Source organism: Bacillus multifaciens, assembly GCF_030756675.1.
Classification (GTDB): Bacteria; Bacillota; Bacilli; order Bacillales; family Bacillaceae_G; genus Bacillus_A; species Bacillus_A multifaciens.
Genome location: NZ_JAVBXD010000015.1, coordinates 51011 through 71370, shown reverse-complemented (window position 1 = coordinate 71370; position 20360 = coordinate 51011). Strand labels below are relative to the sequence as shown.

17 protein-coding genes, 1 pseudogene and 1 riboswitch are annotated in these 20360 nt (G+C 35.5%); of the genes and pseudogenes, 7 read left to right on the top strand and 11 right to left on the bottom strand.

Features of this window, described 5'->3' with window-relative positions:
• Nucleotides 1-19: 19 nt before the first annotated feature.
• Complete coding sequence (gene metA / locus Q9306_RS11835) at nucleotides 20-925, bottom strand: homoserine O-acetyltransferase MetA (protein ID WP_306198554.1); 906 nt, start codon at nucleotides 923-925, stop codon at nucleotides 20-22.
• Nucleotides 906-2201: a bifunctional O-acetylhomoserine aminocarboxypropyltransferase/cysteine synthase gene (locus Q9306_RS11830; protein WP_306198551.1), complete on the bottom strand. Its 1296-nt coding sequence runs from the start codon at nucleotides 2199-2201 to the stop codon at nucleotides 906-908. Before Q9306_RS11830 ends, metA begins: the two co-directional genes overlap by 20 nt.
• Before the next feature lie 93 nt (nucleotides 2202-2294).
• A riboswitch (SAM riboswitch) is annotated at nucleotides 2295-2398 on the bottom strand.
• 186 nt (nucleotides 2399-2584) lie between these two features.
• Here Q9306_RS11830 and Q9306_RS11825 point away from each other — a divergent pair.
• The 3 genes from Q9306_RS11825 (at nucleotide 2585) to pdxK (ending at nucleotide 5809) form a co-directional block, all read left to right on the top strand.
• On the top strand, nucleotides 2585-2959 hold the full coding sequence (locus tag Q9306_RS11825) for a hotdog family protein (RefSeq protein ID WP_306198549.1): 375 nt from the start codon (nucleotides 2585-2587) through the stop codon (nucleotides 2957-2959).
• A gap of 621 nt (nucleotides 2960-3580) precedes the next feature.
• Entirely contained in the window at nucleotides 3581-4822 is a 1242-nt protein-coding gene (locus tag Q9306_RS11820; protein WP_306198546.1) for a chloride channel protein, read from the top strand.
• Nucleotides 4823-4984: 162 nt separating this feature from the next.
• Nucleotides 4985-5809 carry a pyridoxine/pyridoxal/pyridoxamine kinase gene (gene pdxK, locus Q9306_RS11815; protein ID WP_306198544.1) on the top strand — a complete coding sequence of 275 codons (825 nt, stop codon included), beginning with the start codon at nucleotides 4985-4987 and terminating at the stop codon, nucleotides 5807-5809.
• A gap of 307 nt (nucleotides 5810-6116) precedes the next feature.
• Here the strand turns inward: pdxK and Q9306_RS11810 are convergent, their stop codons facing one another.
• The 8 genes from Q9306_RS11810 to Q9306_RS11775 form a co-directional block, all read right to left on the bottom strand.
• Nucleotides 6117-7157 carry a GGDEF domain-containing protein gene (locus Q9306_RS11810; RefSeq protein WP_306198615.1) on the bottom strand — a complete coding sequence of 347 codons (1041 nt, stop codon included), beginning with the start codon at nucleotides 7155-7157 and terminating at the stop codon, nucleotides 6117-6119.
• Nucleotides 7158-7330: 173 nt separating this feature from the next.
• Nucleotides 7331-7534 (bottom strand): YbdD/YjiX family protein, encoded by a 204-nt coding sequence (locus tag Q9306_RS11805; protein ID WP_306198542.1) that lies wholly within the window; start codon nucleotides 7532-7534, stop codon nucleotides 7331-7333.
• Nucleotides 7527-9602, bottom strand: a complete 2076-nt coding sequence (locus Q9306_RS11800) for a carbon starvation CstA family protein (protein ID WP_306198539.1) — start codon at nucleotides 9600-9602, stop codon at nucleotides 7527-7529. The genes Q9306_RS11805 and Q9306_RS11800 overlap by 8 nt, the downstream gene beginning before the upstream one ends.
• Before the next feature lie 122 nt (nucleotides 9603-9724).
• Complete coding sequence (locus Q9306_RS11795) at nucleotides 9725-10441, bottom strand: LytR/AlgR family response regulator transcription factor (RefSeq protein WP_306198537.1); 717 nt, start codon at nucleotides 10439-10441, stop codon at nucleotides 9725-9727.
• A 157-nt stretch (nucleotides 10442-10598) separates the two neighbouring features.
• Complete coding sequence (locus Q9306_RS11790) at nucleotides 10599-11798, bottom strand: MFS transporter (RefSeq protein WP_306198534.1); 1200 nt, start codon at nucleotides 11796-11798, stop codon at nucleotides 10599-10601.
• A 281-nt stretch (nucleotides 11799-12079) separates the two neighbouring features.
• A complete protein-coding gene (locus tag Q9306_RS11785; protein ID WP_306198531.1) occupies nucleotides 12080-12820 on the bottom strand; it encodes a WecB/TagA/CpsF family glycosyltransferase in 741 nt (246 codons plus the stop codon).
• Between the two features lie 60 nt (nucleotides 12821-12880).
• Nucleotides 12881-13999: a glycosyltransferase family 4 protein gene (locus Q9306_RS11780; RefSeq protein ID WP_306198528.1), complete on the bottom strand. Its 1119-nt coding sequence runs from the start codon at nucleotides 13997-13999 to the stop codon at nucleotides 12881-12883.
• Between the two features lie 85 nt (nucleotides 14000-14084).
• On the bottom strand, nucleotides 14085-15467 hold the full coding sequence (locus Q9306_RS11775) for an O-antigen ligase family protein (RefSeq protein WP_306198526.1): 1383 nt from the start codon (nucleotides 15465-15467) through the stop codon (nucleotides 14085-14087).
• Nucleotides 15468-15794: 327 nt separating this feature from the next.
• Between Q9306_RS11775 and Q9306_RS11770 the strand changes: the two genes are divergently transcribed.
• The 3 genes and pseudogenes from Q9306_RS11770 to Q9306_RS24620 all read left to right on the top strand — a co-directional run bounded on the left by Q9306_RS11770 (nucleotide 15795) and on the right by Q9306_RS24620 (nucleotide 17922).
• Nucleotides 15795-16427, top strand: a complete 633-nt coding sequence (locus Q9306_RS11770; RefSeq protein WP_306198524.1) for a trimeric intracellular cation channel family protein — start codon at nucleotides 15795-15797, stop codon at nucleotides 16425-16427.
• Between the two features lie 190 nt (nucleotides 16428-16617).
• Nucleotides 16618-17166: pseudogene (locus tag Q9306_RS24625) on the top strand (protoglobin domain-containing protein); the annotation flags it as partial.
• 54 nt (nucleotides 17167-17220) lie between these two features.
• Entirely contained in the window at nucleotides 17221-17922 is a 702-nt protein-coding gene (locus tag Q9306_RS24620; protein WP_371932378.1) for a methyl-accepting chemotaxis protein, read from the top strand.
• 50 nt (nucleotides 17923-17972) lie between these two features.
• Here the strand turns inward: Q9306_RS24620 and Q9306_RS11760 are convergent, their stop codons facing one another.
• Nucleotides 17973-19241: an ArnT family glycosyltransferase gene (locus Q9306_RS11760; RefSeq protein WP_306198517.1), complete on the bottom strand. Its 1269-nt coding sequence runs from the start codon at nucleotides 19239-19241 to the stop codon at nucleotides 17973-17975.
• A gap of 344 nt (nucleotides 19242-19585) precedes the next feature.
• On the opposite strand from Q9306_RS11760, the gene Q9306_RS11755 reads away from it, so the two are divergent.
• Nucleotides 19586-20098 carry an acyl-CoA thioesterase gene (locus Q9306_RS11755; RefSeq protein WP_020059704.1) on the top strand — a complete coding sequence of 171 codons (513 nt, stop codon included), beginning with the start codon at nucleotides 19586-19588 and terminating at the stop codon, nucleotides 20096-20098.
• The last annotated feature ends 262 nt before the right edge of the window (nucleotides 20099-20360 follow it).

Sequence of the window (20360 nt, the reverse complement as noted above, 5' to 3'; positions counted from 1 at the left end):
GTGTTATGCACAACTTTCTTTACAACATATAAGGGGTTTCCTGATACACATAGTAATTCAACCAATTTGAGAATAGTAAATTCCCATGACTACGCCACTTTACTACTGGTTTTTTCAAAGGATTGTCATGTTTAAAATAGTTTTTCGGAATAGCAATATCCAATCCTCTTTGCTGATCGCGCTCATATTCTTGCTTTAACGTCTCACAGCTATATTCACTATGACCAAGAACAAAAATATGCTTTTCGTCTTTACTCATAACGAGGTGAACACCGGCTTCTTCAGATGTCGCTAACACATCGAGATCCTGCATACTTTGAATATCCGATGCCCGTACTTCTGTATGACGAGAATGCGGTGCAAAAAAGCTTTCATCAAAACCGCGCAATAATTTCACATGCTCCTGCTGCACTTCATGCTCAAACACACCAAACATCTTTTGCTCTAGCGGATATTTTGGAACGCCGTAGTGATAATACAATCCTGCTTGCGCCCCCCAGCAAATATGAAGCGTTGATGTAACATGTGTCTTCGAATAATCCATAATTTTCTTCAGTTCTTCCCAATAATCCACTTCTTCGAAAGGAAGTGTTTCAACCGGAGCACCGGTAATGATGAGTCCGTCAAATTTTTCTCCTTCAATGTCACGAAATGTCTTATAAAAGCTTGTTAAATGCTTCTGCGTTACATTTCTTGCTGTATGAGACTCCATATGAAGTAAATGGACATCGAGTTGAAGCGGCGTATTTCCAATTAAACGAAGCAGCTGCATTTCTGTTTCTTGTTTTGTTGGCATTAAATTTAAAATAGCAATTTTCAAAGCACGAATATCTTGCGTTTCTGCTCGTTCTTTCGTCATCACAAAAATATTTTCATTTTGCAATACTTTACGAGCTGGTAAGTCTTTAGCAATGATGATCGGCATACCGTTTTCCTCCAGAAAGTGCTGCCCCTAAATCAGCAATAATATCCGCCGCATCTTCAATACCAACCGATAGTCGAATTAAATCAGGTGTTACACCCGCCAAATGCTGCTGCTCTTCTGTAAGCTGACGATGCGTTGTGCTTGCAGGATGAATAACACAAGTTCTTGCATCTGCAACATGTGTTACCAACGCGGCAAGCTTCACATCACCAATAAACTGTTTAGCAGATTCAATGCCTCCTTTTACTCCAAACGTTAGAACACCGCTCGCACCTTTCGGTAAATATTTTTGTGCCAATGCATAACTTTCATTATTTTGAAGTCCAGGATAATTGACCCACTCAATGCGTTCATGCTGTGATAACCACTGCGCAACAGCTAGTGCATTTTGACTATGACGCTCCATGCGAAGATGCAATGTTTCTAAGCCAATATTGCTTACGTACGCATTGAATGGACTCATACAGTTTCCATAGTCCCTTAATAACTGTACACGTGCCTTCGCAATGTATGCCGCTGGCCCGAACTTTTCCACATAACTTACACCATGATAGCTTGGATCTGGTTCAACAAATTCAGGAAATTTACTCCAATCGAAATTCCCTCCATCAATTACAATGCCACCTAATGAACTTGCATGACCATCGATATATTTCGTTGTAGAATGAACAACAATGTTTGCACCATGTTCAAATGCATGGCATAAATATGGCGTCGCTAATGTATTATCCACAATAAACGGCACTCCAAGCTCTTTTGCTACCTCAGAAAACTCTTTAAAATTCAGTACATTCATCGCTGGATTCCCAAGCGACTCCGCATACACAAGTTTTGTTTTCTCATTTGCGAGAGCAACGATTTCATCAGAAGATAAGTTTGGATTAAAGAACGTGACCTCAATCCCAAGCTTCTTAAGGCTAACAGCAAATAAATTAAATGTACCTCCATATACTGTCGATGAGCAGAGCAAGTGATCGCCGCTGCCACAAATATTTAATACCGCTAGCATAATCGCAGCCTGCCCTGATGCCGTTGCAACTGCACCAACGCCGCCTTCTAACTCTGTCAACTTTTGCTCAAAGGCCGCAAGCGTCGGGTTCCCAATACGTGTATAAATATATCCTTCTGCCTCCAGATTAAAGAGAGCTGCTAAATCATCGGAAGTATCGTATTTATACGTCGTGCTTTGATAAAGCGGCAAAACACGCGGCTCACCATTTTTCGGCGAATAGCCACCTTGCACACAAATCGTTCCTTTTCCCCATGATTCTCCCATTTCTCAATCTCCTTCCCTTTATAGAAAATAAAAAAACTGCTTCTTTCCTAAATAAGAAAGAAGCAGTTTAGATAAACGCCCGCCATGTAGCCTTTCTTATCTTTCAGGAAATACCTGCAGGATTTGGCACAATTCCGATTTACGGCTGTTGCCAAGGTTTCATAGGGCCCGTTCCCTCCACCTATTCTTGATAAGACTTATGCAATTACCGATGATTTTATAGAAACTATTTCCTATTGTCAATATTTTTCTGAATGTTCATGAAATATTTTATTGACCCCTTCACTATTTCACGCTTTAAACTTTACCGAATAAAGAATATTCTGTAAAATTTAAAGTATGAATGATAACTCATTCATAAACCAATAGGAGGCGATGAATACATGAAAGTCGGGGAAGTTTTAACTTTTGAAAAATCATTTACAAGAGAAGATGTAGAACTATTTAGCAAAATTTCTGGTGATGCTGGTGAGCATCATGTTGTTCCAGATGAACATGGACGCGTAATGGTACAAGGATTACTAGTTGCAACATTACCTACGAAAATTGGCGGCGATTTAAATTTTATTGCAAGAGATGTAGAACTTACCTTCTTACGCCCAGTCTTCACCGGAGATACTGTTCGATGTGAAGTCACACTGATTCATCATGAAAAACAAGATGATCGAATTGTTGCTGTTTCAAAGGCAGAATGCTTTAATCAAAATGGTAAAAAAGTGTTAGAAGGATCTTTTAAAGGGATTATTCGTCAATATTAAATGAAACCTCCATCAGTGGGGGATTCTTCATCCCCCACTGACAGAAAACCTGCCCCGCCTATCTTCTGTACTTTTCTCTAAACCGTAAAACGTGGTTTTACCACCTACCACTTTCCAGATACACAAATAGCATATATACACGAATTTATTATATGAAAAAAATGAAACAGGGCCATAAATTTGAAAAAATACAGGAAATGTTCTATTTAAAGACAAAAAATACATTTAAAAAAACTTACTTACTATGTAAAATAAAAGAGTTATATTTAATTCATTATGGTAACCATGAAAATGATATTTTGCACAACACTACTTATACAAATGTTTCCACATCACTTATTATAAAGTGATATTTTTTCTTTATGGGGATTAAAAACTTAACTTAATAGCTATATTGCTGCGCTACTACACATTTTTCATTTTATTTTCAAATAAAATTCATATAAACCATTTAATATTAAACACTATAGGTAATTCTCTATCTTTTATATAAATTACTCTTCAGTAATTTTTGTGAAAAATGGTAAAAAGAGCAGTCATAACATATATAAGCATAATTATTCTCGTATCAGAATCTCTAAATTTGTCATGATACCATATAACATAAAGGAGGCATAAAAAATGACGATTAGAAGAGGCATGCATTCTTTACTTATCATGTACGGTATGTTTCTAGGTGCTATAGTTGGTGCTACAGTCTGGTTATTTTTAGTTACTACAAATGCTGGAATTCAGTTTATTTGGGGATATTTACCGAAAGAATTTTCATTACCACCGTATTACACAATTTTTGTAACAACAATTGGTGGTATTCTTGTCGGACTATCGCAAAAGTGCTTTGGTACATACCCACGTTTAATGCCAGAGGTAATGGGTGAATATAAGAAAACAGGTAGAATTGAGTATAGTTTTGTACATAAATCTACGTTAACGGCTATTATTGTTTTAATATTTGGTGCAAGTTTAGGACCGGAAGCAGCACTTGTTGGAATTATCGGTGGACTTTGTACGTGGGTTGGAGATCGTTTTCACTTTGCTTTAAAAGGAATGAAGGGATTAACTGAAATTGGAATTGGTGCTACTTTAAGTGTTATTTTTAATGCACCATTATTCGGTTATTTAGCCCCTAGTGAAAATGAGAATAAACCAATTGACGAAATCTCCAGAGCAACAAAAACCATTGTATATCTCGCTACTACTTTTGCTGGTTTTTCTGTTTATTTATTGCTTAGTAAGTTTGATAATCGAGGATCTTTTATTGTTGATTTTGGGAAAGGGTCTTTCTCACTCCATGAATGGCTTGCCTTTTTACCTCTAATTTGTATAGGAGCTGGTGTAGGCTACTTTTATTTCAAGGTAGAACATATACTGGAGAAAATCGTTCATCCTTTTCAAGAATATAAAGTAACGTTAGGAGTTATAGGTGGCATTCTTTTAGGGATTGCAGGAACTTTACTGCCTTATACAATGTTTTCAGGGGAACATCAATTAAAAGACTTAGTCCATGAGTGGACAGAATTATCATTTTGGATGCTGCTTCTTTCAGGAGTTTTAAAATTATGTGTAACGGCAGTTTGTTTAAGTACAGGTTGGCGTGGCGGACATATTTTCCCAATTGTATTTGCTGGTGCAAGTATTGGATATGCTGTGGCTACTGTCATACCGTTAGACCCAGTTGCTTGTGTAGCCGTTGTCACTACAGCCATTTCAAGCTATGCAGTACGAAAACCGCTCGCGATTACATTATTATTACTTATGTTCTTCCCAATTAATTTATTGATACCAATGATTGGAGCTGCGATGATTGGTAATCTATTTCCACTTCCTAATCATAGTGGGCAGGAACAAGCGAAAATGGTATAAAGATAAACAAGTAGTACTCCTGCTATAAAGCGTTGGTACTGCTTGTTTTGTTAAATAGAACATACTTGAACTACTTTCTTTTTTCGCTTTGTACTTCCTCATATCATTGATATAATAATTAAAAATGTAACTTTCATTCTATCACCCAAGGGGGCTTTCACAATGTCATTAAATAAAGCACTTACAATTGCTGGATCGGATACAAGCGGCGGCGCTGGTATGCAAGCAGACTTAAAAACATTCCAAGAGCTTGGTGTATACGGTATGACAGCTCTTACGACAATCGTAACGATGGATCCGCATAACGGCTGGGCACATAACGTGTTCCCAATTCCAGCGTCTACATTAAAACCACAATTAGAAACAACAATTGAAGGCGTTGGCGTTGATGCATTAAAAACAGGTATGCTTGGCTCTGTTGAAATTATTGAACTTGTTGCTGAAACAATTGAGAAGCATAATCTACAAAACGTAGTAATAGACCCAGTTATGGTATGTAAGGGCGCAGATGAAGCACTTCATCCAGAAACGAATGACTGCTTGCGTGACAAACTCGTTCCAAAAGCTTTAATTGTAACACCAAACTTATTTGAAGCGTATCAGCTAAGCGGTGTTAAAATTAACTCACTTGAAGATATGAAGCAGGCCGCTGAAAAAATCCATGCTTTAGGGGCAAAATATGTACTGATTAAAGGCGGCAGCAAACTAGGAACAGAAAAAGCAATTGATTTATTATACGATGGAGAAACATTTGATATTTTAGAATCTGAAAAGATTGAAACAACATATACACACGGCGCAGGTTGTACATACGCTGCTGCAATTACAGCAGAACTAGCAAAAGGAAAATCTGTAAAAGAAGCTGTTCAAGTAGCAAAAGAATTTATTACAGCTGCGATTCTTCATTCTTTCAAATTAAATGAATATGTAGGACCAACACATCACGGTGCATACCGTAAGTTTTGTGCTGGAAAAGAACTTTTATAAAGTGAAACTTTAATCAGTGGGGGTTTTCTTCATCCCCCACTGATTATTAGTTGAACCAATCGGGCTTTTACGGGCAGTTTATCTCCCACCTAACTTCTTAAGAAAAGCGGAAGTGGCTCGTTCAGAATATGAGGGGGATGGAGCTTCTGACGTAGAGGTGCTTTTTACCTCGTAGGAAGAAGCGAAGCCACCGAACATTCTAGCCACTGGAGCTGGACATTACTTTCGCCGAATTTTGAGGTGGGAGTATTACTGCTCGTTAATGCGGGATAAAAAATAAAGTCGTCATTAGTGACGACTTTATTTTTTATGAGACACGATTTCTACCATTTCGTTTAGAAGAATACAATGCATCATCTGCAAGTTGAATAAACTCTTGTGGTGAATCTTTATAAATGGAAGTACCTACTGAAATCGTGATATGTATACAACTATTATTTTGCAATCGAAACACATGTTTCTCTACATCTGTCCGAATTTTTTCCCCTATATCTATAGCGAACTGTAATGTTGAATTTGGTAACAATAAAGCAAATTCTTCCCCACCTTTCCGGAACACTAAATGCGGAAATGGAGAACTATTCTTCAAAATTGCTCCTATTTGCTGTAAAACTTCATCACCTGCAGGATGCCCATGCTTATCATTCACATGCTTGAAATGATCAATATCTACTAACAATAAACAGAGCGACCTTTCATCGCTTTTCTTATCTTCAATATGTCTATTCAATTCTGTATCAAACTTACGTACATTCCCAAGCCCTGTTAATGCATCTATCGTTGCTTGCTGTTTCATTACATGAAACAACTCGTTTGATTGCAAAACATAATGTGCGCTTAAGAAAGTAATATATCCTATCATGATGCTAATAAGTAAGTATAGGTTTAATACAAAAACATCTTGAAAAACAAAATAAATCACAATCGATGAAATTGTTAAGCAATAAACATGCAACCATACCCATTTTTTTAACATTGGAATGCGAAATGTTGAAATAAGAGCACATCCTATACCTGTTAGTACAAGAACATATACAGATGGAACCATTGAATAATCTGTAAACAACAAACGTGCAATTAAGAGAATGCTAGCGGATAGTAAACTTGCAATAGGCCCACCAATAATAGCCGCTAATATAACCGCAAGATATCGTAAATCTAACATTACATCCTCAATTCGAACACCAAACTTTATAAGCAGAGCACCTAAAGCACCCGTTATAATACCAACAAAACATTTCACTTCAAAGGATAATGGCTCTTTTAATGAAATATTTTTTAAAAGTTGACCTCCAACAAAAATAAAGGAAAGAATAATAGTTGTATTAATAAATAGATCGTCTAGCATAAACATATACCTGGCCTTTCTACAACCTAACCTTTACAAAAAAACTCATCCCTTTCTTACTTATTATTGTATATTATATCCCTATAACTCCCAAACATTTTTTCTAGATGTTTCACGTGAAACTTTCAAACAAAAAAAGAGCGAAACCCCGCCCTTTTTTCACTATAACCTCGCTAACAACATCTCGAAACTTTACCACCTTTTGCATTAAATCTTGCTTCTTGCGCTTCAGCAAAAAATTGTTTTCGAGATAATACTTGCTCATTTGGATGGTGTTGTTTCATATGCGCAACATACTTTTCATAACTTGGTACACCAACAAGCAAACTAATAAATTGTTTTCGATATCCCCACATGCTAATTACTGTTTTAAGCATAATGTTGTGCCTCGCTTTCATCACGCGGAACATACGCTGCTTCTTTTAAAGGCGTTGCTTTATTATTTAATACTTGTATCCATATTCTAATAGATGATATCAGTACCGCAATTACAACAATCATAAAAATTCCACAAAGCGCCGCATCAATATAATCATTAAGAATAATTTGTTTCATCTGTGCTACATTTTTCGCTGGTGCTAATAGTTTCCCTTTATCTAGCGCACTTTGGAACACTTTTGCATGAGAAAGGAATCCGATCTTTGGATTTTCATGAAATAACTTTTGATAGCCAGCTGTCATTGTAACAATCAGTAACCATGTTGTTGGAATGAGCGTAACCCAGACGTATGCCTTTTTTCCCATTTTAAACAAAACAGTCGTTCCAAGTAATAATGCAATTCCAGCTAACATTTGATTTGCAATTCCAAAGAGCGGCCATAATGTATTAATACCGCCAAGCGGATCAATTACCCCTTGGTATAAGAAATATCCCCATCCTAGTACACAAAGTGTTGTTGCAACAATATTGGAAAGCATTGAATCTGTTTTTGCAAATGGTTTATAGACGTGCCCTAAAATATCTTGAATCATAAACCGACCAACACGCGTTCCTGCATCAATCGTCGTTAAGATAAAGAGAGCTTCAAATAAAATTGCAAAGTGATACCAAAATGCCATTAATGCTTTTCCACCAATGACTTGAGAAAAAATATGAGCCATCCCAATCGCGAACGACGGTGCTCCGCCTGTACGAGATAATATCGTTTGTTCTCCAACGTTCGCAGCTAACTCTTTCAATTCATTTGGCGTTATAGTAAATCCCCAAGAACTAATTACTTGTGCTGCCTGTGTTACATCCGTTCCAATAACTGCTGGCGGACTATTTATTGCAAAGTATATACCTGGCGTTAGTACACAAGCTGCAATCATTGCCATTGCTGCAACGAATGATTCCATCAGCATAGCACCGTAACCAATCGGCTGTGCATGTCCTTCTCGCTCTATCATTTTTGGAGTTGTACCAGAAGAAACAAGTGCATGGAAACCAGATACAGCTCCGCAAGCAATTGTAATAAACAAAAATGGGAATAAATTCCCCGCGAATACCGGACCCGTTCCATCAATAAATTTTGAAACTGCTGGCATTTGTAAATCTGGTGCAACAATGATGATGCCGAGCGCTAAACCAGCAATTGTTCCAATCTTTAAAAACGTACTTAAATAATCACGCGGTGCAAGTAATAACCAAACAGGTAACGCAGAAGCAATAAATCCATAAATAATTAACATAATGGCAATTGTTTCACCTTTAAATGTAAACATAGTCGCAAGTGCTGGATTCTCCGCTACATATTGACCTGCTACAATCGATAAAAGAAGTAAAATAATACCGATAACGGAACCTTCTCCAACACGCCCTGGACGAATATAACGCATATATACACCCATTAAAATAGCAATTGGAATGGTCGCTGCAATTGTAAACATTCCCCACGGGCTTCCTACAAGTGCTTTTACCACAACAAGAGCTAATACCGCTAATAAAATAATCATAATGCCCAAAATACCAATCATTGCAATAAAACCTGTTATAGGACCAATCTCTGCTTTAATCATTTCACCAAGTGATTTTCCGTTGCGGCGCATAGATGCGAACAAAATTACGAAATCTTGAACAGCTCCGGCTAACACAACTCCAACAATAATCCAAAGTGTTCCTGGTAAATATCCCATCTGTGCAGCTAAAATAGGACCAACTAACGGACCCGCTCCAGCAATCGCAGCAAAATGGTGTCCGAATAAAACCCATTTATTGGTCGGAACGTAATCTTTTCCATCATTTAGAAGCTCTGCTGGTGTTTTTCGGTTTTCATCCAATTCAAAAACTTTTCTAGCAATAAATTTACTATAAAACCGATACGCAACAGCATAGACAGAAACAGCAGCAACAAGTAACCAGACCGCATTAATTGTTTCACCTCGAGATAGTGCTAACACAGCAAATCCCGCTGCCCCTAAAGCCACAATCACACCCCAAAGTAAAATAGATTTCCATACTTTCAAACATAATCCCCCCTATGTTATGTCTTAGAGGGAATTGTACTAAATTTTCAGAATAGTTAGAAACAACATTCCTTATGATGAGTGTTTCCTAATTTAACATGTCCAAATTCTGCCACAAACTACTACAACTCAATTTTATTTCGGAGCCGTTTTACATAATTTCGGCTAACAGGAATTGACTGATTATCATACTTTTCTAAATATAAATTATACGTCCCATTATAATAAGGCTTTAATTCTCTCACATACATAACATTAATAAGATAACTTTTATGCACACGCAAAAAATTATATGCCGCTAGTTTACCTTCTAATTCTTGTAATGTATATGTGGAAATATATTGATTATCATTTGTATAAATAGAAACGGTTTTATTTTCTTTATTCTTGCTTATGTATACAATATCATCGGGAAGAATATATGTAATTCCTTCATGACTCTCGATTGGAAGCTTTTGTAATCGATTCTTTCTTTGTTCAATTTTTTCTTGCTCAATACTATGCAGTAAAAATTGCAAATCTTCCTGCTCAAATGGTTGCAACAAATAATAGAAAGCATTAAAACGAAACGATATAATCGCATCCTTTATATCATTCCCTGTAAATATAAATTTTGTGCTTAATGCTAATTGGCGCAGCAATCCTGCAACTTCAAATCCTGTTCCGTCTGGTAAATGTGTATCTAGAAAAATAAAATCTGGCGTATGCTTTTTCGCTAGTTGCAGTGATTCCATTCCCGTTTTTGCTTCAAAGCATTCCAAATTATTTACATGTTCTGTGAAAAAATCTATTAATTGACCCCTGTTTTCTTCTCTTTCATTTACAATTAAAATTTTCATGTCTGCCCAACCACCTAATCCTTTTGTCCATACGCCTTGTTGTATACATTCGCCTTTTTAGAAATAATCCCTTTTTACAAGCCATTTTTCTATCAAATATATCATACTTTTGTCAGAAAACAATGAAAAAGGAAGCTATACATAGCTTCCTTTTTCATTATACTAATTCTCGTTGTTTTGTTTCCTGACCAAGCACAAGGACAGCAAGAACACCAATTATAATGGCCGTACAAAAGATTGTAAAAATATAAGAGAGCGAAGCATGTGTGGCTACGAGATAACCAACTAATAACGGTCCTAAAATACCCCCGATGCGTCCAAATGCTGCTGCCATCCCAGCTCCTGTACCACGAATAACGGTTGGATACTGCTCCGGTGTATACGCATATAATGCTCCCCAAGCTCCTAAATTAAAGAATGAAAGCAACATACCTGCAATCATTAGCGTGATTACTGAATCTGCCGCTCCAAAGAAATATGCACTACATGCTGTTCCAAATAAGTATGTGATTAACACAAACTTCCGGCCAAAACGTTCAATAAACCAAGCAGCTGTAAAATAACCGGGAAGCTGTGCAAATGTCATAATCAACACATATTGAAAACTTTTAATTAAACTAAATCCTTTTAGCACGAGTACACTTGGAAGCCAAAGAAACATTCCATAATATGAAAACACAATACAAAACCATAGAATCCAAAGCATAATCGTCGCTCGTCTATACTCTCCTGACCAAACAGCCTTTATGTTTGCAAATACGGATTGCTTTTGTTCTACTTTTTGAAATTGCGGTGAATCAGGTAAACTCCATCGTAAATATAATGCATAAAAAGCTGGAATTGCACTTAACACCATCGCTGTTTGCCAACCGTATGTTGGAATAATAAAATATGAGATGAGAGCAGCAATTAACCAACCACCAGCCCAAAAGCTTTCTAATAAAACGACGATTTTACCACGTTCATGCGCCGCAACACTTTCAGATACAAGTGTTGATGCAACAGGCAACTCTCCTCCAAGACCCATCCCAATACAAAAACGAAGGAGAAGAAATACGGTTAATGTTGTTGATAAAGCACTTAATCCACTTCCAACAGAAAATAATAATAATGTAATAATAAAAACAGACTTTCGACCAATTTTATCTGCTAATATCCCAAATACGAGCGCTCCGACTGCCATTCCGATGGAGTTAATACTACCGATCCATCCCATCTGCTGTGCACTAAGCTGCCATTCTTTTTGCAAAGCAGCAATAATAAATGAAAGAATCCCAACATCCATTGCATCAAATAGCCAACCAAGCCCAGCAATTCCGAGAAGCTTTCGATTTGAGATTTCTTTAATTTTTCCCACTACAGGCCCTCCTCAATACAGGTGTCTTTACATCATATTTTACATATGTATATCATATAAGTAAAACAATTTATATGTGAGTATATTCATTGCCCATATGATTCTTATCATTTCCACAAAAAAACGCCTCATACATAGACGTTTTTCATTGAACTACCCCCACCTACCGTTTCGCTTGAGGTGGCGGTCTTCTCGCTGATATGATAAATAGACGAATTCTCCCTGTAAAAAGGCGACTCCTACAAATAGCTGCTGAAAAAGGAAAAAGCAGCGATATTTCGCTACTTTTTCGACCGAACAACCTCTTTTAAAAATTCAACTAATACAAGTTGACGACGCCAACGCGTTGGATTACTGCACAAACGGTAAAACCATTCTAAATGAATAGCCTGAATCCATTTTGGAGCACGCTTTACTTCTCCAGCCCAAACATCAAAGCTACCACCAACGCCAACAGCTACTTTTGTATGTAAACAATGTTTATTATTTTGAATAAAGTTTTCCTGTCTCGGAAATCCAAGTGCAACCAGTAAGATGTCTGGCTTCACTTCTTGAATACGTGCGATAATTTCTTCTTCTTTCTCTTGTTTAAAATATCCATCTTGTGTTCCAACAATAGATACAGCTGAATATCTTTCTGTTAAAGTTTGAGCAGCTCTTTCGATAACATGCGGCTTTGCTCCAAGTAAAAAGACAGATACAGCTTTCTTTTCTTGTGATAATCTTTCAAACAAATTACACATTAAATCAAAACCTGCCACACGTTCTTTTAACGGTGTTCCTAGCATACCGCTTGCCTTTACAACACCAATCCCGTCTGGTGTAATAAGATCTACCTGAAGAAGCGTTTGCTGAAACGCAGCATCCTTTTTGGCACACATCACAATTTCAGGATTGGCTGTTACAACTTGAAACGTATTCTCTTGTTTCTTTTCCAGCTGCTGCATTACATAACGAACTGTTTCTTCCATTGTCATCATTGAGAAGGGCACGCCTAAAATATTAACTGTTTGCACTGCCATAGTTACAATCCTCTCTATTTCAAATATCTTTTTCCACTACTAATTATTCTAACTTCTTACTTATACATACTCATAACTGCCAGACAAAACCTTCTCATACGCTTCATACGTATTTTTATATAAATTCTGTAATGAAAAATGAGAAGACGCATGGGTATACAAACGCTCACCCATCTCTACTAATTCACCATTTTCCCACTTTTCATATGCCTCTTCTAACGCACGAGTAAGCGCCGCAGCATCACCGATTGGAATGATCCAGCCATATGTGCCATCAACAATAAGTTGTGACATATCACCGACATCTGTAGCAATAGAGGTTAAATGTTGATTCGCCCCTTCTAATAAAACAAGGGGGAAACTTTCACTATACGATGTTAATAAATTTATATCCGCTGCGGCATATAAATTCTTTGCATCTTCACGATGTCCTAAAAATAGAACTTTCTCTTCTAATCCTTTTTGCTTCACTGTTTCTTTTAACTCATTCTCAATCGGCCCATCACCAAGTAACAGCACTTTAATTTTGGGGATTGTTGTGTTTTGCAACGCTTCAAATAATATTTCATGCCCTTTAACAGGATGTAAACGGGCTACTTGAATCGCTGTAAATACATCCTCTTGTATATCAAAATTCTCTTTTAAATCATAAGGCTTTGCTGGCGTACAATCATATTCAATTCCGTTATAGACTGTACAAATTTTCTCTTCTGGTACACCTAGTGTTACCGTATTCATCTTAAAACGTTCTGTAATAGCAAAAAATAAATCAACTTTCTGAAACGAACGTAAATTTAACTTTGTAAAAATCCAACCTTTTAAACCACGCTTCATGAAATCTAGTGTCGGATCACTGTGAATGGTTGTAACCCATTTGGCATTTATTTTTCTTCTTAATAAAGAAAGATAAAAGTTGGCTCTTGCTCCGTGTGTATGAACAATATCAAAACCTTCTTTATTAATAAAAGAACGTATTTTTGAAAGAATAGATATATCATAACGAGATGATTGTGAAAAAACATGCACTTTTATCCCTAATGCTCTCGCCTCGCTTGCTATTGCACCTTCTTCAAATACTGCTAATTCTACTACACCTTTTGGGAATTGCGACAAAAGTGAAATAATATGCGTTTTTCCGCCGCCTGTTTCTGCTCCAGCATTCATATGTAGCACTTTCATCTTTTTTCCTCCATTAAATATATTTTCTCATTTTTTACTATAACAAAAAATAAAAGCTAACATCATGCTAGCTTTTATTTTTCCATTATTCTATTTCTAAATCAACGATTAAATATGCTAATAATACGACAAAGTAAATACTTACTCCTGGTGCCGTTAACACATGACCTGCTGTAAAAGCAATTCCTAATGCTAGCCCAAGACCAGTAGCTAACAATGCGTACTTGACCGTAAATACTTCACGGAACCTTGTTATTAACACTATTAGAATTCTCAAACCATAATACACAAACGGAATCATAAGAAAAATGAAACCGATAATCCCAAAAGTATAAAACCAATCATGGAAATCTCTCTCAATTATTTTTAGTTCTGAGGCATCTTTAAGGTTACCACCATACCCCATACCAAGTAATTTCTGAGACATAGGTGCTTGTTTATAAAAATCTTTATACGTTTGCATAAATAATTCACGTCCGCTAAAAATAATAGCTTGTGTCTCAGCCTTTTTCTCTTCTTCTTTCGTTTTTTCTGTCCCTTTTACCGTTTCCTCTTGTTTAACATGGTTCTTTTGTTGCCTTTCTTCCTCTTGCAATTTAAATACTTTATGACTAATCCCTGTATTTTTATATATTGGCGAGAACGGAAAATATCCTGCTACTCCTGCAAATATAACTGTTGCAATTAAACCATTTAACAAATATGGCTTTTTATTACGTTCTTTCTGTTGTAAAAATGCTTGTATAAAGCACATAAAAATAGCAATAGCAAATGTACAAACAATAGCTCCGGCTCCTACTTTCGTTCCAATCGCAAATAATGAAAATATGATTAAAAGAGATGGAATCCAAAAATAACTTTTTGCTAAGCTTGTTGTTTTCTCAATAGAATATAAAACAACAACTGGACATATGATCGCTAAAAGGGATCCCAGTTCATTTCCTGCAAAAAACCAGCCGCGAGAACCTTCTTTAAAATAGTCATAACTATTATAATCTGTTCCAGTTGCAATAGCGGCAACCATCGTTACATTTATAATTAAAGCTGCATATGCTATATAATTTCTCATCTTTGTATGCATTGTTTCTTTCATCTTTAATGACTTGAATACAAGAATATAGCAACTTATCATGACAAATGGATATAGTGCCTTTGCTATAAACTTAAGATCTTCCATTTGTAGCATCGGATGTTTAATCATTTTATTATTTAAAAATCCTAATCCAAGGACAATTCCTAATCCAAGTAAATATATAATGTATTTTCGATTTTCTTTCACACGAACTTGCGTAAGAATATAAATGCCACCAAGAGCCATAACAAATAAACGTGTTATCACTCCAACCGTTGCATCGATTTTAAGCTCTAAAATACAAAACGATGTAAGTAAATCTATAATTGGTTGTAATATAATAAAAATCAATAGAAATTGTTCAAATTTATAACTTAAACTATTGTGATTTAGCATCTTTACCCCCTATAAATATTGTTGCGTCGTTCCAAATACTTATTATATCATAAGTTTTCAATTGACTAGATGGTATTTTCATTGAATCCCAAAATCTTAGGAAATAGCATTTTTCCTTCTTCCTTACCTACTTGTAAATATAGAAATTACCGCTCTAAAAAACAAAGCCTTCCCTGTGCTTACTCTTACTCATTCAAGCATTTTCAAACGCTTTCTTTCCTTATTCTTTCACTTTTTTTACATGTAGCGAAACAGTAATTGTTATTTTGATAACTTTAGTGTATATTCTTTCCTTGGAACATCTTTAGAAGGAAGGGGATCGGAGCGATGTTTTTAATTGATGTATTTACGTTTCTCGGCATTATCGCAGCTGCCATTTCTGGTACATTAGTAGGTTTAAAAAAAGAACTCGATTTATTTGGTGTCCTTTGTTTGTCTGTAGCAACAGCACTTGGCGGCGGAATAATTCGAGATGTTATGATTGGAAACTTGCCTCCAGTTGCATTTGTACAACCAATTTACTTTTTCATTAGTATTTTAGCAGCATTATTTACTTGTATGTTTTTTGAACGAATTCATAAATTACAAGTTGTTATTATGCTCTCAGACGCTGTCGGTTTAGGCGTATTTACTGCCATCGGTGCAAATGCGGCCATTACTCATCATATGGATGGTTCTTTCTTAGTTGTTTCTATGGGAGTCATTACAGGTATTGGCGGTGGAATTTTACGTGATATGTGCGCGCAAGATATCCCATATGTCTTTCGTAAAGAAATTTATGCAATTGCCTCCATCCTAGGCGCAATTAGCTTCCTTATTACTTATGAGATGGGGTCACACGTATTGGCTTTCTACATTTGTTTACTCGTAACATTTGTTATACGTGTCGTAACTTTTATCTATAATGTACATTTCCCAGTCTTTTTTAAAACACATGCAAAAGTTCATAAAGGTCATTGATCTATTTTATAAAAAGAGAATTCTTTCATGGATTCTCTTTTTTTATAGCACATAAATTCTCTTAATTTTATATAACAATATAGAGAAAATGTAAAAAAATAGATATAATAAACAAGGTAGCAATATTGGAAACGTTTTAACGAGGGGTTTTTTACAAGGAGAGAAAGACATATATACGGGGGAAACGATTATGCTGAGTCTATTTAAAAGGGAAAGTAATCAAACAAATGAAAGAAGTATAAAAGAACAAAGTAAAGATAAGATCGTAACATTTCTTGTACCTAAAGATTCTGACTTAGCCGTACAAATGGACATGTTACACGTAACAAAAGAAGATTTACAGGTTGTAAAAGTGCTACAACCTTTTATTTATGAACAATTGGATTGGATTACAAAGAAATTCTATGAAAATATTACAAAGCAACCACACCTTATACATATCATTGAAAAATATAGTTCCGTTCAAAAACTACAAACAACATTAAAAAAACATATTGAACAGCTATTCAGTGGTGATATTGATGAAGATTTTATTCAACGTCGCGTGCAAATTGCACGAAGACACGTGAAAATTGGTTTACATAGAAAATGGTATACATCTGCATATCAAGAATTATTCCGTTCTATCATTAAAGTTTTCAAAGAACACTTCACAAAAATTGAAGATTTTGCTTGTGCTGTACATGTACTAAACAAGCTCTTTACGCTTGAGCAGGAGCTTGTTTTAACAGCATACGAACAAGAATATGAAGCGATTCGAAAAGAACATGAGCAAGAAAAAGAAATTGCTCAAATGACAATCAGCCATATTGCTCAAGAGCTTGCTGTTGTATCAGAGAAAACAAATGCCTCCATTCACCAATTAACGGAGCAATCAGAAAACATGATCGACATTGCCAAAACAGGTACATCACTAGCGATACAATCAGAGCAAAAAGCAAATCAAGGAAAACAGCAGCTTCATATTCAAAATCAGCGCATGGAAAGTATAAAGGGCAGCATGCAAACTATTATTCAAGATACACAAGAGCTACTTGTCATTTCCAAAAAAATTAATGAAATTATTGATATTGTCAAATCGATTGCTGATCAAACGAACTTACTTGCCTTAAATGCAGCGATTGAATCTGCACGTGCCGGTGAATTCGGAAAAGGATTTGCAGTTGTAGCGGGAGAAATTCGTAAGTTATCAGAGCAAACAAAAGAATCTATTTCAAACGTAACGAAGCTTGTTGAAAAAACAAATGAACAAATTACGCATGTTTCATCTTCTGTTGAACAAATTAATAATCTTGTCTCAGACGGAACAAATAGCATGAATGAAACTGATAGTTACTTTGAAGAAATTGTAAAAGATATGTCTAATTCAAAAGAACAAACTCAAAAAATTGAAAGTGAACTTGAACTCATTACACATGTTATAAAATCAATCGAAGAGGCTTCTACAAACATGTCTCGAACAGCTGATAGTTTAATGTCGGAGTTAAATCGATAAAACAAAACTCCTAAGAGCGAGGAAGAAACACATCCACACTCATAGGAGTTTTACTTTTTAAAAAATAGTTTTTGACAATACTGATTTATCACATATATCCCATAGCTTTGTAATATCAATAGGCTCGGAACTAATACACCCTCATATACAATATGCATATTCATAAACCTTGTACATAAATAACCCGCAATAATGAGTAAAAACAGCATATAATTTCTATTTTCCTGTTTTTGTACTAGAAGATGTAACATAGAAATCGCTGCAAATATCGTAATTATCATGTATATAAAATATCCACCTTTTATAAAGGTGTTTTTCATTTCTTGTTTTTCTAGCTTTCCTAAACTCGTTTGAATAGAAGAAAAACGATCCTTTTCTATTTCATTTAACTTTTTGTTTATAAAATCCATATTATATTCTTTTTTCTCTTGTTTTGTTGTTTTTTCATTTTTTCCTACTAAGACAGCTTGAATATATCGATCATTTGTAAAGATGTATCGTGAGTTACCTGCTGTTCCCAATGCATAACTTACTGCATAATGAACACCATAAAATATAACACATACACCTACTAGTCTAATCAACACTCTTTTTCTATCTGGACTTTGTAAAACTTCTACCAATACAAGATACAGAACAAGAACGGTAATCAAAAATAAACCTAATGGACGAATCATATTACTGAAAGCAAATAAAGCAGCAGCGATTCCCCACATATACGAATGACTTAAGCCTTTATGTATAAGTAAGTAACAAGCAAGATAAAATAAACATGTTGCCAAATGTTCATTCGTTAACATAGAACAAAGCATGATATTAGGAATATACAAAGCGTATAATATCGCTGCAATTCGGCCACATTCTTCATGAAATAGCTTTGAAGCAAGCTGATAAATAAAATAAGCGGTAGCTCCGCAATATAAAGCATTACATACCTTTAAGACAAACGTTGCATCTCCAAAAAAACGAATAAAAAAAGACTCATACATAATAAAAGGAGATTGAACTACAGCTTCTAGACTGCTAAAAATAGTATTTCCTTGTGCAACTTGCTTAGCAGCTTCATACATCACATTCATGTCACTTTCGATTGGAACTTTTATTAACACAATGGATAGAAACCGGAGTAATACAGTACCTGAAATGAGAAAAATAATAAATTGTTTATTCGTAAATCGATATTGTAAAATAGAGGTAGTCAGTAAAAGTAAAATGATACAAACACCTAATACAATCGCTAAACTAGAGGAGTTTACGCCAAAAACAGTTTTTACCTCGCCAAAAGAATACCAAAAGGAATATGCAAAAAAGAGGAACATGAGTCCAACTACTACCTTGTTAAAAAAAGCTGAAAAACCTATCTGTACCTTGCCCATAACTTTATTCTATCGCACCTCTTTTTTCTCTTGTTAATAGGTATCTATACCCTTAACTTCATATTTGTAACAAAACGATTTTATCACGAATAAATAGAATACCGGTACTCTATTTCTATGACAAAGTTAGTAACATCATATATTCCCCTTGCAATGTAAGCGAAATCTCTTTTACACTACAATCTATATACAGAGAAACTGTCGTTCACTATTTATAATGAATGATGGACGAAATAAATTAAGTTCTGATGAATATCATTAGAACAAACAAAACAGGAGTAGATAATATGGAAAAGAAATTTATGAGAGAGTCAAGAGCGATAAAAACAACACGTGTTTTTCCAAATGACTTAAACAACCATCAAACATTATTTGGCGGAAAATTATTAGCAGAAATTGATAGCATCGCATCTATCGCCGCTGCACGCCATAGCCGTGAGCATTGTGTAACTGCTTCTATCGATTCTGTTGATTTCTTAACACCAATTCATCAAACCGATTCTGTTTGCTATGAAGCATTCGTTTGTTATACAGGAAGATCTTCTATGGAAGTATTCGTAAAAATCGTTGCAGAGGATTTATTAGGCGGGCAACGCCGCATTGCCGCTACTTGCTTTATCACTTTCGTCGCATTAAAAGATGGAAAACCAGCCTCTGTACCAGGTGTAATCGCTGAAACAGAGGAAGAGCTCTGGTTATACAACACAGGCGGGGAACGTGCAGAAAAACGAAAAATGAACCGATTAAAAAGTAAGGAAATGGCAGAAGTACTAACAATTCAAAAACCGTGGAATGTATAATTCTACACCCTCTACTTGGCGAATGTATTCGCCAAGTTTTTTTAATGTATGAAGAAATACTAAGGCTATTTTCATACATCGTATGCTATTTTTAATACAATTAAGAAAAGAATCTACTGTTGCTTTACAAAGTTTATCTGCGGTAAACTTATATCCGTAATTACTTATAATTAAATCCCTTACATAACTGATTAGCCAAAGGAACATTCCGTGAATATCACTCAATATATAAAAAGTTAAAAAACCTCTTTTTAGAGAGGGC

Coding starts and splice junctions, on each gene's coding strand:
- Q9306_RS11780 (WP_306198528.1), bottom strand. CDS start 13,999: ATGAAAGTGCTACATATGAATGCTGGAGCAGAAACAGGCGGCGGAAAA.
- Q9306_RS11775 (WP_306198526.1), bottom strand. CDS start 15,467: ATGCTAAATCACAATAGTTTAAGTTATAAATTTGAACAATTTCTATTG.
- Q9306_RS11795 (WP_306198537.1), bottom strand. CDS start 10,441: ATGAAAATTTTAATTGTAAATGAAAGAGAAGAAAACAGGGGTCAATTA.
- Q9306_RS11770 (WP_306198524.1), top strand. CDS start 15,795: ATGTTTTTAATTGATGTATTTACGTTTCTCGGCATTATCGCAGCTGCC.
- Q9306_RS11785 (WP_306198531.1), bottom strand. CDS start 12,820: ATGGCAGTGCAAACAGTTAATATTTTAGGCGTGCCCTTCTCAATGATG.
- Q9306_RS11810 (WP_306198615.1), bottom strand. CDS start 7,157: ATGCTAGACGATCTATTTATTAATACAACTATTATTCTTTCCTTTATT.
- Q9306_RS11830 (WP_306198551.1), bottom strand. CDS start 2,201: ATGGGAGAATCATGGGGAAAAGGAACGATTTGTGTGCAAGGTGGCTAT.
- metA (WP_306198554.1), bottom strand. CDS start 925: ATGCCGATCATCATTGCTAAAGACTTACCAGCTCGTAAAGTATTGCAA.
- Q9306_RS11805 (WP_306198542.1), bottom strand. CDS start 7,534: ATGCTTAAAACAGTAATTAGCATGTGGGGATATCGAAAACAATTTATT.
- Q9306_RS11820 (WP_306198546.1), top strand. CDS start 3,581: ATGACGATTAGAAGAGGCATGCATTCTTTACTTATCATGTACGGTATG.
- Q9306_RS24620 (WP_371932378.1), top strand. CDS start 17,221: ATGACAATCAGCCATATTGCTCAAGAGCTTGCTGTTGTATCAGAGAAA.
- Q9306_RS11755 (WP_020059704.1), top strand. CDS start 19,586: ATGGAAAAGAAATTTATGAGAGAGTCAAGAGCGATAAAAACAACACGT.
- Q9306_RS11825 (WP_306198549.1), top strand. CDS start 2,585: ATGAAAGTCGGGGAAGTTTTAACTTTTGAAAAATCATTTACAAGAGAA.
- pdxK (WP_306198544.1), top strand. CDS start 4,985: ATGTCATTAAATAAAGCACTTACAATTGCTGGATCGGATACAAGCGGC.
- Q9306_RS11760 (WP_306198517.1), bottom strand. CDS start 19,241: ATGTTCCTCTTTTTTGCATATTCCTTTTGGTATTCTTTTGGCGAGGTA.